12 protein-coding genes and 1 pseudogene are annotated in these 14439 nt (G+C 68.3%); 6 read left to right on the top strand and 7 right to left on the bottom strand.

Annotated features, from left to right (window positions below; translation table 11 throughout):
- Window positions 1-605 (top strand): acyl-CoA dehydrogenase C-terminal domain-containing protein (locus NM1_RS33745; protein WP_169814364.1); only part of this gene is annotated, 605 nt, incomplete at its 5' end.
- 202 nt (window positions 606-807) lie between these two features.
- The gene (locus NM1_RS33740) at window positions 808-1890 is read left to right on the top strand and encodes a glycoside hydrolase family 183 protein (RefSeq protein WP_068029595.1); all 1083 of its coding nucleotides are present in this window, start codon (window positions 808-810) and stop codon (window positions 1888-1890) included.
- Between the two features lie 79 nt (window positions 1891-1969).
- Here the strand turns inward: NM1_RS33740 and NM1_RS33735 are convergent, their stop codons facing one another.
- Both NM1_RS33735 and sigK read right to left on the bottom strand, forming a co-directional pair.
- Window positions 1970-2716, bottom strand: a complete 747-nt coding sequence (locus NM1_RS33735) for an anti-sigma factor (RefSeq protein ID WP_068029592.1) — start codon at window positions 2714-2716, stop codon at window positions 1970-1972.
- Window positions 2709-3383 carry an ECF RNA polymerase sigma factor SigK gene (gene sigK, locus NM1_RS33730; protein WP_246011525.1) on the bottom strand — a complete coding sequence of 225 codons (675 nt, stop codon included), beginning with the start codon at window positions 3381-3383 and terminating at the stop codon, window positions 2709-2711. The genes NM1_RS33735 and sigK overlap by 8 nt, the downstream gene beginning before the upstream one ends.
- Before the next feature lie 214 nt (window positions 3384-3597).
- Between sigK and dcd the strand changes: the two genes are divergently transcribed.
- Window positions 3598-4176 (top strand): dCTP deaminase, encoded by a 579-nt coding sequence (dcd, locus tag NM1_RS33725; RefSeq protein ID WP_068029590.1) that lies wholly within the window; start codon window positions 3598-3600, stop codon window positions 4174-4176.
- Window positions 4177-4321: 145 nt separating this feature from the next.
- Window positions 4322-5365, top strand: coding sequence for a fused (3R)-hydroxyacyl-ACP dehydratase subunits HadA/HadB (locus NM1_RS33720; RefSeq protein WP_068029587.1), 1044 nt, complete (start codon window positions 4322-4324; stop codon window positions 5363-5365).
- Window positions 5366-5514: 149 nt separating this feature from the next.
- Here the strand turns inward: NM1_RS33720 and NM1_RS33715 are convergent, their stop codons facing one another.
- The 4 genes from NM1_RS33715 to NM1_RS33700 all read right to left on the bottom strand — a co-directional run bounded on the left by NM1_RS33715 (window position 5515) and on the right by NM1_RS33700 (window position 9181).
- Window positions 5515-5916 (bottom strand): hypothetical protein, encoded by a 402-nt coding sequence (locus NM1_RS33715; protein ID WP_068029584.1) that lies wholly within the window; start codon window positions 5914-5916, stop codon window positions 5515-5517.
- A 42-nt stretch (window positions 5917-5958) separates the two neighbouring features.
- Window positions 5959-6804: an AraC family transcriptional regulator gene (locus tag NM1_RS33710; RefSeq protein ID WP_068029581.1), complete on the bottom strand. Its 846-nt coding sequence runs from the start codon at window positions 6802-6804 to the stop codon at window positions 5959-5961.
- A gap of 59 nt (window positions 6805-6863) precedes the next feature.
- Entirely contained in the window at window positions 6864-8516 is a 1653-nt protein-coding gene (locus NM1_RS33705; RefSeq protein ID WP_068029578.1) for a purine-cytosine permease family protein, read from the bottom strand.
- Window positions 8517-8647: 131 nt separating this feature from the next.
- The gene (locus NM1_RS33700) at window positions 8648-9181 is read right to left on the bottom strand and encodes a YdcF family protein (protein WP_068029575.1); all 534 of its coding nucleotides are present in this window, start codon (window positions 9179-9181) and stop codon (window positions 8648-8650) included.
- A gap of 194 nt (window positions 9182-9375) precedes the next feature.
- Between NM1_RS33700 and NM1_RS33695 the strand changes: the two genes are divergently transcribed.
- Both NM1_RS33695 and NM1_RS33690 read left to right on the top strand, forming a co-directional pair.
- Window positions 9376-10698 (top strand): UDP-glucose dehydrogenase family protein, encoded by a 1323-nt coding sequence (locus tag NM1_RS33695; RefSeq protein WP_068029572.1) that lies wholly within the window; start codon window positions 9376-9378, stop codon window positions 10696-10698.
- Window positions 10699-10860: 162 nt separating this feature from the next.
- A complete protein-coding gene (locus tag NM1_RS33690; protein WP_068029598.1) occupies window positions 10861-12222 on the top strand; it encodes a DUF7159 family protein in 1362 nt (453 codons plus the stop codon).
- A 531-nt stretch (window positions 12223-12753) separates the two neighbouring features.
- Here NM1_RS33690 and NM1_RS33685 read toward each other — a convergent pair.
- A pseudogene (locus tag NM1_RS33685) lies at window positions 12754-14028 on the bottom strand (YibE/F family protein); the annotation flags it as partial.
- Window positions 14029-14439: the final 411 nt, after the last annotated feature.

Raw genomic sequence — 14439 nt, 5'->3', positions numbered from 1 at the left:
CCTACCAGTACCTGACCGAGTCGCTGCAGACCTTCGGCGGCTCCGGCTTCCTGCAGGACTACCCGATCGAGCAGTACATCCGCGACGCCAAGATCGACAGCCTCTACGAGGGCACCACGGCGATCCAGGCGCAGGACTTCTTCTTCCGCAAGATCGCGCGCGACCGCGGCGTGGCGCTGGCGCACGTGGCCGGGCAGATCCAGAAGTTCATCGACAGCGAGGCGGGCAACGGCCGCCTGAAGGCCGAGCGCAAGCTGCTGGCCACCGCGCTCGAGGATGTGCAGGGCATGGCCGCCACCCTCACCGGGCACCTGATGGGCGCCCAGGAGGACTCCAGCGAGCTGTACAAGGTCGGCCTGGGTTCGGTGCGGTTCCTGCTCTCGGTCGGCGACCTGCTGATCGGCTGGCAGCTGCTGCGCCAGGCCGAGATCGCGATCAAGGCGCTGGACAACGGCGCCGCGGGTGCCGACGAGGCGTTCTACAACGGCAAGATCGGCGTGGCGCAGTTCTTCGCCCGCAACATCCTGCCGGAGCTGACCGCCACCCGCGCGGTGCTGTCCAACCTGGACAACGACATCATGGAGCTGGACGAGGCGGCCTTCTGACCGCCCCGGCACGCGCGAGCTGACCGGCTACCAACAACAAGGCCCCGCAACCGGATTCGCCCCGGTTGCGGGGCCTTGTTGCCGTAACGAACCGCACCTGTGACAGCGATGTGATGAATGTTGTCCGACGCATACTCCACATCGATGGCCCGAAACGGGCAGAATACCCACGGCGCGACCTGATGACGGAAGGGAACGGAGCATGAATCGACTGTCCGCACTTGCCGGAGCATGCGCGGCGGTTGCGCTGCTGGCACTCTCGGCCTCCCCGGCCGGTGCCGATCCCAACAACATCAACCCGATTCCGGGGCTCAACGGCGTCAACGGTCTACCGCGACTGAACGGCGCGACCCAGGCCGTGTATCAGATGACCGGCATGGCCTCGCCGAACAACACCCAGAACAACAACGTGCTCGGCGCCGATCTCGGCATCATGTGGGACGACGGGCGCGGGCAGATGCTCACCGCCTACGGCGACACCGCCGGGCTGGGCATGCCGAACCTGCTGGCGGGCAGCATGTGGGCCTGGCGGTCCAACGTGTTGTTCCGCAGCGCGGCCAATGCCAGCCCCGCCCAGGGCATCCAGTACACGAGCTTCGTCGACAACCCGCTGCCCAGTCCGAAGATCCCGGGCATCGAGATCAGCTTCATCCCGACCGCCGGCATCTCCGTGGGCGGCGTGCAGTACATGAACATGATGTCGGTGCGCGAGTGGGGCGCGAACGGGAAGTGGGACACCAACTTCTCCACCATGGCCGTCTCCGGTGACGGCGGGCAGACATGGGCCCAGCTGCCCAACACCCGCCGCGCCGACGAGGGCGGGGACCACAACTTCCAGCAGGCGGCGTATCTGAAGGCCGACGGCTACGTCTACCGGTACGGCACCCCGGCCGGGCGCGAGAACGACGGATTCGTCTCGCGGGTCAAGGAAGCCGATATCGCCAATATGGACGCCTACGAGTACTGGGACGGCGGCGCCTGGAAGCCGAAGGATGTGAACGCCGCCAAGCCGATCGTCGGCGACGTCGGCGAGCTGTCGGTGATGTGGAACCAGCACCTCGGCCAGTACGTCATGATGACGACCGACCGGGCCAACTCCGTGGTGATGCGCACCGCGCCGTCGCCGGAGGGCCCGTGGACCCCGCCGCGCGTCCTCATCGACACCCGCGAGTTCCCCGCCGCCTACGCGCCGATGATCTACCCGTACCAGACGGGCAGCGACCTGTACTTCCTCGTCACCCAGCACACGCAATACAACGTCGTCCTGATGCGCACGCCACTGTAGGTGAGATTCCGGCCAAAAGCGTGCCGGAAATAAGGTGGTGCGTGCCGGAAATAGGGTGGTGGGACGGCACGCCGGGTGGTCAGCCGAAGGAGACGGCGCCGACGGGTGTGGTCGTCGGCGCGGGGGAGCCGCCCTCCGGCTCGATCGATAGGGCGAGCTTGTCGTCGGCGGCGAATGTCGTCACCAGGGGCGCCGTGGGAGCGGGCAGCCGGGTGAGCACTCCGGCGGAGCGCGGCTGCCCGTCCGGCGGTACCAGCCAGAGCTGGTAGACCCGGCCCGCGGGCGCCGCGGGGACGGCCTCGAAAGCCACCGTGGCCGCGCCCAATTCGGCCGAGGCATGCGCGGTCATGCTGCCGCCGGTGCTTAGCTCGACGGTCGCCGTGCGGGTGTCCGTTTGCTGCAGAATGCGTTCCGCGATCGGTGGCGTCGGCTCGTCTCCGCCCCGGTCGATCGCCACGCCGATGCCGACGACGGCGACGATCAGCGCCGCGGCGGCCGCGGCCAGCCACCGCAGCGGCGGACGCCGCCGCACGAGGGCGAGGGGTGTCGGGGCAGCCTGCGGGGCCTCGTCGAGGCGGGCCATGATGCGGGCCTCCACCTCCGGCGGTGCGGGCTGGGCGTCGAGCGCCGACAGCACACCCATGGTCTCGCGCACATCGCGGACGATTCCGCCGAAGGCGCGGCCGGTCTCGGGAGCCGCGGCGGCGACCCGCTGTTCGATCTCGTCGCGCTCTGATTCGGACACCGCGTCGAGCGCGTACGGATACGCCAGCTCGACCAGTTCTCGGTCGTCGTCGGCCGGGCCGGGCGGTGCGGTGTCAGGCATGGGCAACTCCGGACAGGCAATTGTGCAGCCGCTTCAAGGCATCTCGCATACGGCTCTTGATGGTGGGCAGCGGCACGGCCAGGTGCTCGGCGACCTCGCGATAGGTGCGGCCGCTGTAGTAGGCCAGGGCCACGGTTTCGCGCTGGATGCCGGAGAGCGACTCCAGGCACCGCAGCACCGCCTGCTCCTCCAGGCGTTGTCCGACCGTCTCCACGACGACATCGTGGTCCCGGCCGAGATGGCTGTGGCCGTAGGCCACATCGCGGACGAAGGAGGTCTGCTCGCTGCGCACCCGGTCCACGGCCCGGCGGTGCGTGATCATCATCAGCCAGCCGATCGGTGTCGACAGGTCCGGGTCGAAACGTTCGGCCTTCGACCATACCTGCAGGTACACCTCCTGGGTGGTCTCCTCGGCGGCGGTGCGGTTGCGCAGGATCCGCAACGCCAGGCCGAATACCCGGGGGTTGGTGGCGCGATAGAACTCGGTGAACGCGTGCCGGTCCCCGGATCCGGTCGCGGCGAGCAGCTTGACCAGGTTGTGTTGGCCGTTGCCGCCGTTCCCGGCGCCGGAACTCGGATGCGAGGATGCCGAGCCGGTTTCGCCGGCGGTATCGGGCCGCGCGGCACGATGATGTCGCATCCACACGAATCTCGGATCATCGGTCATGAGTCCTCCTGACCGCGGGCAGGATCGTTCGACGGCCTGCGGCGGTGGAGGTGTCCCGGACGAGAATTTCACAGAAGCGCGGCGTCGATGATCGGTTCCGCCGAACCTGTCCGCTTCCCACCACCAACGACGGAAGCGCTGCGCGTTGCGGAAGTAGGCCCGCCTCGTCCCGCCCTCGACGGAGTCGCTGCGCGCCGCAGCATAGGATCGCCGCGTGCTGCTTTCCGATCGCGACATTCGTGCCGAGCTGGGTACCGGACGGCTCGCGCTGGAGCCGTTCGACGAGAAACTCGTCCAGCCGTCGAGTATCGACGTGCGCCTGGATCGAATGTTCCGGGTGTTCAACAACACCCGCTACACCCACATCGATCCGGCGCAGCGGCAGGACGAGCTGACCAGCCTGGTCGAACCCGGCGACGGGGAGCCGTTCGTGCTGCATCCGGGCGAATTCGTGCTCGGCTCCACGCTGGAGCTGTGCACGCTGCCCGACGATCTGGCAGGGCGGCTGGAGGGCAAGTCGAGCCTCGGGCGGCTGGGCCTGCTGACCCACTCCACGGCCGGATTCATCGATCCCGGCTTCAGCGGCCACATCACGCTCGAACTGTCGAACGTGGCGAATCTGCCGATCACCCTGTGGCCGGGGATGAAGATCGGGCAGCTATGCCTGTTCCGCCTGAGCAGCCCGGCCGAGAACCCGTACGGGAGCAGTGCGGCGGGCTCGAAATATCAGGGGCAGCGCGGGCCGACGCCCTCGCGCGCGTACCTGAACTTCGCGCAGCCCAGCAATTCCTGAGCCCGGCGCACGGCCGGGCCCGCCCCGACTGTGAATGGCTCCAGCCTCGACCGCTGGGATCCTGGACGGCTTCATACCCCAATCGTGGAGCCGAGTCGGATAGTGTCCGATTGGGGCGTTGTCGAGATAAAGGGGCAGGTTGACGGTGACTGTTGAGGTCGAGGCGCCCGATGTGGCGTCCAAGGTCGGGCACTACTACCGCGTGGACGAGCCGTACGTGGTCGGCCGCGAGAAGGTCCGCGAATACGCGCGGGCGGTGCAGGATTGGCATCCGGCGCACTGGGACGAGGACGCGGCCGCCGAGCGCGGATACGACGGACTGGTCGCTCCGCTGACGTTCGTCTCCATTCCGGCGATGGCCGCCAACCGCACGCTGTTCGAGAGCGTGGTGGTCGGCTACGACATGTTCGTGCAGACGGAGCAGGTGTTCGAGCAGCACCGGCCGATCGTGGCGGGGGATCGGCTGATCACCGACGTGGAGCTGTCGTCTGTGCGCCGGATCGCGGGCAAGGACCTGATCACCGTCACGAACACCTTCACCGACGTGGACGGGGAGGTCGTGCACGTCATGCACACCACGGTGGTCGGTGTCGCCGGTGAGGAAGTGGACCCGGGCATCACGAACGCCGTCGAGAACCTGATGGTGCACGACGTGAAGATGCTGGGCCGCAGCGAGGCCGTGGAGACTCCGGCCGACGAGGAGCAGCCGCGGCGGCCCGAGGGGGAGTTGCGACTCTCGCCGCGCGGCGCCGCGCGAACCCCGTCCACGGCAGCATCTTTCGACGACCTCGCCGTCGGTGACGAACTGCCGATCCGGGATGCGCGCCTGACGCGAGGCGATCTCGTCAACTATGCGGGGGTGTCCGGGGATTGGAATCCGATCCACTGGGACGAACCCGTCGCACGGCTCGCCGGGCTGCCGGATGTGATCGCGCACGGCATGATCACGATGGGCCTGGGCGCCGGATTCGTGTCCGCCTGGTCCGACGACCCCGGGGCGGTCACCCGATACCGGGTCCGGCTGTCGAACTACGCGATCGTGTCGGGCCGCGAGGGCGGGCAGATCGAGTACTCGGGCCGCGTGAAGTCGCTCGATCCGGACGGCCGGTCCGGCGTCGTCGCCATCGTCGCGAAGTCCGCCGGGCGCAAGATCTTCGGCCTGGCCACGGTCGACATCCGGTTCCGCTGATCGGGTATCCGAGTGCTGTGCTCGAGAGATTCCGGCCAAAAACGCGCCGGAATGACAGGAGCCTGGGGCGGCGCCGGAATGACGGGAGTCTGGGGCGGCGTCGGAAATGACGGGAGCCGGAGCCGCGCCGGGGTTATGGGTATGCGCTCCTAGGTTTCGATGGCCGCTGCGGTGGATGATGTGTCGCCCGAAGGAGTTCGGCGGAAGTGGGCGCGCGCGGGCTGCGGCGCCCACATCGCGGTCAGGGCGATCAGGGTGATCGTCCACCCGGCGATCAGGGCCAGGTGTACTCCGCTGGTGGGGAACAGGATCCACACCACGAAGCGGCCGGCGAACTGGCTCGCCAGCAGCACGGTTATGGCGATCCGGGCCCAGTTGCGGCCGCGGAGCAGCGGGAGGATCAGGGCGGCGTACAGTGGCGCGCCGATCAGGTGGTAGATCGTGCCGACATTCCAGCCCACGGGCGGGACCAGGTTCACGATGATGTGGTTGATCGCGTGGATGCCGACACCCACGGCGGCCACGCGAATCGACAGCGGCGCTCCCGGCATGGTCGCAGTCCTTTCGCCCGCCGGATCGAGACAGCCGAAACGTTAAGGGCGGCCGCCACTGTCGGTATTGGACGAATGGGACATCGCCAGGAGGCGGGCCGGGGTGGTCGCGGCGAACCGCTGGAAGTCTCGGTTCAGATGGGACTGGTCGTAGTAGCCGAGTTCGCTCGCGAGCCGGCTCAGGTCCGCGGCCGGGGTGCGGACCAGCGTGGTCAATGCGGCCGAGAACCGCATCAGCGAACCGTACGACTTGGGTGACAGCCCGGTTCGGTCGGCGAAGCGCCTGCTGAAATGCCTTCTGCTCCAGCCATATTCGTCGGCTAGAAGGGAAATCGGCAGGGCGCCCCGGGAGTCTCGCAGGCGCCTGATCGCATCCGCGACCATCTCGTCGCGCTCGGCCGTCTCCGTTTGCGGGCGAAAGTACTCCGCTACCAACCGGAATCGTGCGCTCCAGTCCGTGGATTCCGCCAGACGGTAGGTCAGCTGGAGTGCGGACGGCCCGAGAATGTCCGTCAAATCCACTGCGCTGTTGCGTAATTCGTGGAGCGGTACGCCGAGCAGTCGGCGAGCGGCCAGCGGATCGAGCTGTAGCTGAACGCTGACCATCCGCCCGGAGTGTTCGGCGATGCCGCCCCGATCATGCGGGCCGACGACCAGGGGCGTCGGTTCGATCCGGCGCCCGTCGAAGACGCCGTCGAGGGCGAAGACGATCTTCACCGTGCCGCCCGGAATCTTCCTGCGCCGCACCGGTCCCGGTTCGCGCACATCGAAGCCGAAGCACCGCAGCGCCTCGACCCCGCGGAACGCCTGGGGGGGAGAACTGTGCACAACGTGGCACGCCCCCACCTGAAAGGTCCCGCGCAGTTCGGCGAGTCGATCGCCATTCACCTCTTCACCGTACGCATCGGCCGCCCCTCAGACGGCCGATGCGTACGGGACGAAAAGCCCTACTGCCCCGGACCTTCCGGCAGGACATGGTCACCGGACTTATCGGTCGACAGCGCCAGCGAGCTGATGTACTGGATCTCGCCCGCCGGCCCCGGAACCGCCGAGGCGATCATGTCGGGACGTTCGAACTCCAGCCCGGTGACGGCGCAGGGGAGGGTCTCCCCGGACGGGTTGCCGTGCTCGTCGAACATCGGCAGCTCGATGCCGTCGTCGGTGCGGCGCAGGTAGTACTTGCCCTTGGTGGCCAGCGCCGTCAGCGGGGTGGCGACGAAGGCGATCACGACCGCGACGATCGGCGAGTACGGCTTCAGCGCCTCACCCAGCAGCCCGAAGAAGCACATGATCGACAGCACCGCCGACAGCCCGAAGCCGACCAGGCCGACCGGGTTGAAGTCGTACAGCATGCCGCGGCGGAACTCCGGCTGCTTCGGCGAGATCTTCAGCAGATACTTGTTGACCGCGATATCCGTTGCGACGGTGACGATCCAGGCGATGCCGCAGTTGGCGTAGAAGCCCAGGATGTCGTTCAGGAAGTCGAACATGTTGGCTTCCATCAGAACCAGGGCGATCACCAGGTTCAGGCCGAGGAACACCAGCCGCCCCGGGTAGGTCTTGGTGACGCGGGTGAACGAGTTCGTCCACGCCAGCGACCCCGAATACGCATTGGTCACATTGATCTTGATCTGGCTGATCACCACCAGCACCACCGCCAGCGTCATGGCCAGCCAGGACGGCACCATATCGCGGTAGATCTCCAGGAACTGGTGCACCGGCTGGTTGGCGATGTTCTGCGCGCCCGGCAGGCTCGCGATCAGATACACCGCCAGGAACAGGCCGACCACCTGCTTGATCGCGCCGAACACCACCCAGCCCGGACCGGCGAGCAGCATCCAGCTCCACCACTTGCGAGAGTTCTCGGGCGTTTTCGGCGGCATGAAGCGCAGATAGTCGATCTGCTCGGCGATCTGGGCGATCAGCGACAGGCACACACCGGCGGCCAGCAGCGAGCCGGTGATGCTCACCCCGACGCCGTCCTTGCCGCCGTAGGCGAAGAAGTCCCCGATCGAATCCGGGTGGCGCACAACGAGGAACAGGAACGGCAGCACCATCAGCAGCAGCCACAGCGGCGTCGTCCACACCTGCAGCTTGGCCAGCGTGTTCATGCCGTAGATGACCAGCGGGAAGATGATCAGCGTCGACACCAGATACCCCAGCCACAGCGGGATGTGCAGGCCCAGTTCCAGGCCCTGCGCCATGATCGATCCCTCGGTGGCGAAGAAGATGAAGGTGAACGAGGCGAACACCAGATTGGTGACGACCGACCCGTAGTAGCCGAACCCGCTGCCGCGGGTGATCAGGTCCAGGTCGATGTTGTAGCGCGCGGCGTAGTAGGCCAGCGGGAATCCGGTGAGCATGATGAGGACGGCGAAGATGCCGATCCCCAGCAGTGCGTTGCCGGTGCCGTTGGCGATGCCGACATTGGCACCGATGGAGAAATCCGCCAGATAGGCGATGCCGCCGAGCGCGGAGACGCCGACCACCGCCGGGCTCCACTTGCGGTAGCTGCGCGGCGCGAAGCGCAGCGTGTAATCCTCCAGCGTTTCCTTCGTCGCCGCGACAGAGTTCGCCGGGCGGGGTTCTACGTCGACCACAAATACTCCTCAATCCGGCTCTCAACGAGCAGGCTCGAAGAGTGAGGGTCGTGGGTGAATGTAGAGTCGGCTTTTCCGGCCCGTTACGGATCCGTTACGTCACATCATCCCACGATGTGGGATGCAATCGCTCAGCAATTCTGCGCGGCGGCCCGGAGGTACCCGGCGGACTGGTAGGCGAAGTTGTAGGCCCACCTCCCGACCGAGATCGGCGGCCGCGCGTCGACCAGCAGAATTTCCCCGCCCCAGCACTTGCCGAGCACGTACCGCGCCCGGGAGATATGCGGCGTCCACGTCACCACGATCACCCGCTGCCAGCCCCCGGCGCGCGCCCGCGCGGCCAGTTCGCGCCCCTCGCCCCGCGTGGTCCGCGGCTCCGGATCGAAACACTCGACCCGAAAGCTGTATCCGCCGTGACAGATTCGGTTCATCCGCGGGCTGTGCTCGTACGGATCGGAGAACACCACCAGCGGCGCATACCCGTCCCGCGCCAGCCGCAGCCCCAGTTCTTCGCGCCCGTCGTGTGCCCCGCCCAGCACGAGAATCGCATCGGCCCGGGCGGGCGCGTCCGTCCGTGGCCGCACATACACCGGCCACAGCGCCGCCACGAGCACCACGATGCCCACCCCCAGCACCGCTGTGGCCCGACCCCACCTCCTCCGCACCCGCCCGATGGTATCCGCGCTCCGCCCGCCGCCTCGTCGATGTGTACGAGCGTGCCGATTTGTTCGGGGAGCCTGGACGCCGAGGGACCTGAAGGGCCTTGTTGAGCTGCGGGTTTCCACCTGTACATCCGATGTTGCCCGGACACTCGCCCAGATGATGCGGCACGGCCAACCGTGGCGCTTACCAATCGATCATGCGTCTCACGGTTTTCGGGACTGGGTATCTGGGGGCGACGCATGCGGCATGCATGGCGGAGCTCGGGCACGAGGTGGTCGGGGTGGACATCGATCCCGGCAAGGTGGCGAAGCTGTCCGACGGGGTGGTGCCGTTCTACGAGCCGGGGCTCGAGGATGTGCTGCGCCGGAACCTGGACGCCGGACGGCTGCGATTCACCACCTCCTACGAGGATGCGGCCGCGCACGCCGACGCGCATTTCCTCGGCGTCGGCACGCCGCAGAAGAAGGGCGAGTACGCCGCCGACCTGAAATACGTGCACGCCGTGGTGGATTCGCTGGCGCCGATGCTGGAGCGCCCGTCCGTCATCATCGGCAAGTCCACCGTTCCGGTCGGCACGGCGGTGGAGCTGGGCAGGCGTGCGCGGGCCGCGTCCGCCGTCGACGTCGAGGTGGCGTGGAATCCGGAATTCCTCCGCGAGGGCTTCGCCGTGCAGGACACGCTGCGCCCCGATCGCCTGGTGCTGGGCGTCGACCGGGATCGCGAGAACTCGGGCTGGGTCGAGGATCTGGTGCGCGAGATCTACGCCGACCTGCTCGCCGCCGAGGTGCCGTACCTGCTGACCGACCTGGCCACCGCGGAACTGGTGAAGGTCTCCGCGAATGCCTTTCTGGCCACGAAGATCTCGTTCATCAACGCGGTCTCGGAGGTCTGCGAGGCCACCGGCGCCGACGTCACCGTGCTGGCCGACGCGCTCGGCCACGACGCCCGCATCGGGCGCCGATTCCTCAACGCGGGCCTGGGATTCGGCGGCGGCTGCCTGCCCAAGGACATCCGCGCCTTCATGGCCCGCGCGGGCGAGCTCGGCGCCGATCACGCGCTGGCCTTCCTGCGCGAGGTCGACAACATCAATATGCGACGGCGCGCGAAGGTGGTCGATATGGCCGCCAGGGCCTGCGGCGGCTCGCTGCTCGGCGCGAATGTGGCCGTCCTCGGCGCGGCCTTCAAGCCGGAGTCCGACGACGTGCGCGACTCGCCTGCGCTGAACGTGGCCGGAATGATCCAGCTGCACGGCGCGGTGGTCACCGTCTACGACCCCAAGGCGCTGGAGAACTCCCGCAAGGTCTTCCCGACCCTGAACTACGCCACCTCGATCACCGAGGCCTGCGAGCGAGCCGATGTGGTGCTGGTGCTCACCGAATGGGCCGAGTTCACCGCGCTGCGACCGCAGGATCTGGAGCCGGTGGTGCGGGCCCGTTCCATCATCGACGGCCGCAACTGTCTCGAACGCGCCAGCTGGCGCGACGCCGGGTGGGTGTACTCGGGGCTCGGCACATCGTAGGGTGTCTGGCAGGTACAGTGACCCACACGCCCGCGGCGTGCGCGAAGCCCCGCACACACCGCAGCGGACACAGTGTGAAGCGACGCTGGCCATCCGTGTTTCGAAGAGGAGAGGCGGCGGCCTCGCGCGCACGTCGTGGAATTGAAACGAGATGGGCAGCAGATGAGTTCGGTACTGGGAGTCTCGGTGGGGGCCGGCGCCATTCGCGTCGCGCGGCCGCATGCCGGGAATTCCGCCGAGCACTTCGCGCCGGACCGTTTCGACCTGAAGGCAACCCCCGTCGGTGAGCAGCGGCTCGAGGAGGTGGCCGCCGAGGCCGTCGCGACGACCCTCGCCGCCGCGCCCGATATCGCCGCCACCGCCGTGGCCTATCGCTCCGAGCAGCAGGCCCGCACCGTGCGCGGCGCACTGGCCCGCCGCCAGCTGACCAACTACGAGCTGGTGCCGGAAGTCGTAGCGGCCGTGGAGTTTCTGCGGTCCACCGGTGAGCTGTCCGGTCTGCGCACCATCGCCCTGTACGACCTGGGCAGTTCCGGTCTGTCGGTGAGTGTCGTCGATATCGCCAGCCGCCAGGCCACCTACAGCGAGCGCACCAGCGATATCAGCGGCGACTACCTGGATTCGCTGATACGCGAGCAGCAGATCGCCTCCGGCCGGATCGCCCACCCGCCCGACCCGACGGGCCTGGCCGAACTGGACACGCTGTGCCGCCAGGCCAAGGAGCAGCTGTCCACGACGACGGCCGTCGCGTTGCCGTCCGAGCACGGCCTGGTGCTGATCTCACAGGAGAACTTCGAGGCGCTGATCACGCTGGCCGTCGAGTCGTCGGCGCGGATGACCCGCGATGTGATCATGCGCTCGGAGCAGGCGGTGCAGGCCGTGGTCGTGATCGGTGGCTGCGCCGAGATCCCGCTGGTGGCACGGGTCCTGGAGCGGTGGCTCGGGATGCCGGTGCGGGTGCCGGTGCATCCGGAGTCGGTGATCGTGCGCGGCGCCGCGCTGCTGGCCCGCCCGCCGCAGCCCGTCGCCCCGTCACCTTCGGCCTTCGAACCCGAGACCGAGCAGTTGGCTCCGGTGTGGCTGGCGGACGGTTCCGCACCGCGTCGACGGGCCACGGCGCGCGGCCGGGATCCGATGCGGGAGCTGGCGCACGGCCGCCGGCGTGAGCTGAGCGTGGCGGGTGTCGCGGCCGGTGCCCTGGTCGTGGTGGCCGCCCTCGGGCTGGGGCTGGGCTGGGGCCCGCAAGTGCTGCAAGGGGATTCGCACAGCAATTCCGCGCCCAGTTCGGCCGTCACCACCGCCCCGCGCCAGGCCGCGCTGGAACCCTCCGTCGCCCCGCCCCCGGTCGACGCCACCAACGCCTCGGTCGCCCCGCCGCCCCCGGTATGGCAGCCGACCACCACGGAGGCCGCACCCCCACCCCCCAACCCGAACACGATCCTCGTCCCGGGCCTCCCCCCGATCGTCGTCCCCACCATCCCCCCGCTGTTCCCCCCACCGGGCCCCGCCCCCCAGCGCCGCTGACGACCGACCCCCCGCCCGAACAGCCCGGATCACTGCCGGGTGTGCCGGGACGGGCGAGCATGCCGGGCGTGATGAGACGGGCAGGTGTGCCGTGACGAGTGTGATGCTGGGCGGATTGGCCGGTGTTCAGTAGGCGTTGGGGTCGTTGTCCGGGGGTTGCAACCGGCTCGGGCCCGCATTCCAGGATTCTCCGGGGCGACGAGGTGGGAGGCGATCGCTTCGACGCCCGGGTGAGAACCGTTCGCCGGTATGGGGATCGGCCGGATCCGGGCTGGAGTGCCGGGGTGCGTAGCCCTGGTCGGCGTGCGGGTAGGAACGGCCCTCGCCGGGATCGCGCGCGGGGTCGGCGGGGCGGTATGCCCGCAGGCCGTCGGGCGGGGTATCGGCCTCGGCGAGGTCGTCGTCGGATCGGTGTGGCGAAATATCTTCGGGCGCTGGGCGTTGGCGCTGGGCGGGGCGGGCGGTTGCGGTGCCCGCTCGACGGCGCGACCCGGTATCCGGCGTGGTTCGCCGGGGCGCCGGAGCCCCGCTCTTGGCGTGCCGGGAGCGCCGGGGCGCGACGGGAACCGGTGTGGGCTTGCGGCCGAAGGGCTTGGCCAGCAGCACCGCGATCACGGTGGTCAGCGGCACCGACAGCGCCAGGCAGATGCCGCCGACCGCGGAGCGGGTGATCTCGATCGCGACCGCATCGCCGGTCAGCACGTCGCGGAACGAGCGGCCCGCCACCGAGAACAGCAGCAGCAGCGGCAGCGCCCCACCGGCATAGGCGAGGACCAGCGTGTACACGGTGCTGGCGATGTGGTCGCGGCCGACCCGCATGGCGGCGGCGAAAACCTCGCGGCGCGAGGCCTCTTCGTCGAGGGCGGCCAGCTCGAACGCGGCCGACGCCTGGGTGATGGTCACATCGTTGAGCACACCGAGCGAGCCGATGATGAAGCCCGCCAGCAGCAGTCCGGTAATGCTCACATGCTGCAGATACGTGGCGACGTTGGCGTTCTGCTCCTCCGACAGCCCGGTGACATGCGTCGCCTTCAGCACCACCCAGGACAGCACCGCCGCCAGCAGCATGGCGGTCAGGGTCCCCAGCAGGGCGGAACTCGTTCGCAGATTCACTCCGTGCGCGAGATAGAGGACCGCGTACAGAATCAGCGCCCCCGCCACCAGCGCGACCGGAACAGCCGGTTTACCGTCGAGCAGGGCAGGCAGCAGGAACATCACCAGCACCGCGAACGCGAATCCGAGCCCGAGTACCGCGCGCAGGCCGCGCCAGCGCGCGACCACGATGATCACCACGACGAACGCCGCCGCGATGATCGTCAGGGGAAGCCCGCGGGCATAGTCGTCGAACGAGTACATGGTGGTGCCCGCGGGATCAGCCTGCCGGACGATCCGGATGTCGTCGCCGACGCGCAGGTCGGGCTGGCCCGGCCCCGGAGCGATCTCGAACAGCGTGTGCTTGCCCTTGTCCGGCCCCGACTCGATGGCGATCAGGCTGCGCTGACACTGATAGGCGCCGCTGCGCGGCGGATTCGGTGTGTCATCGAAAACCTTGCCGTTGGACAAACTCCCGCACGGCCCGATGTCCTGCATCGACACCTTGCCCGCCTCGGTATGCACGGCCCCTCCGCCACCGTTCTGCATAGGCAACGGAATATCGACATGCTGATTGCTCGGCCACAGCCAGAACATCCCCACCAGCACAAGCACCCCGATGCCGGTCAGCAGCCCCACAACTACCCGCGCCGCAGTGGCCCCGATGGCAATAGGCCCGGAATGATCGTGGTGGTGATGGTGATGGTCGCTCACCCGCGCGAGCCTAACGAAAACCATTGCCGGGGCGACGACCGAGCAGCCAGCACCGCAACGGACGAGCAACTCACTGGTTGGCAATCCACGGGTAGGTAATCCAACGGGACAACTGATTTCGCAAGAACATGGGTAACTTGCCGGGTACGCCCAAAACTCAGCCACTCACTCAACCGCCGCCCGCCAAAGCAGCAGGAACGGCACTCAGTCTGCCCAAAAAACGCGGAGAGGCGGGGGAGCGGGCGGGCCAGGAGGGGCGGCGGAGAGCAGGGGGATGTCTCCGCCGCCCGGGGATTCGACGCCCAGGGGGGGTAGGCGTTCGAACCCGGGACCGAGCGGCCCAGGGGGGTAGGCGACTCGGCCGGGGCACTCTCAGTGCCAAGGACCACTGTACACAAATCGCCGTTCTTT

This window comes from Nocardia mexicana NBRC 108244, assembly GCF_001613165.1.
Lineage (GTDB): Bacteria > Actinomycetota > Actinomycetes > Mycobacteriales > Mycobacteriaceae > Nocardia > Nocardia mexicana.
This window is presented reverse-complemented; position numbering and strand designations above follow the sequence as displayed.

Bases quoted from the DNA above. Each gene is read 5' to 3' on its own strand.
- NM1_RS33735 (WP_068029592.1), bottom strand. From the start codon at position 2,716: ATGCCTGACACCGCACCGCCCGGCCCGGCCGACGACGACCGAGAACTG.
- sigK (WP_246011525.1), bottom strand. From the start codon at position 3,383: ATGACCGATGATCCGAGATTCGTGTGGATGCGACATCATCGTGCCGCG.
- NM1_RS33690 (WP_068029598.1), top strand. From the start codon at position 10,861: ATGAGTTCGGTACTGGGAGTCTCGGTGGGGGCCGGCGCCATTCGCGTC.
- NM1_RS33695 (WP_068029572.1), top strand. From the start codon at position 9,376: ATGCGTCTCACGGTTTTCGGGACTGGGTATCTGGGGGCGACGCATGCG.
- NM1_RS33740 (WP_068029595.1), top strand. From the start codon at position 808: ATGAATCGACTGTCCGCACTTGCCGGAGCATGCGCGGCGGTTGCGCTG.
- NM1_RS33715 (WP_068029584.1), bottom strand. From the start codon at position 5,916: ATGCCGGGAGCGCCGCTGTCGATTCGCGTGGCCGCCGTGGGTGTCGGC.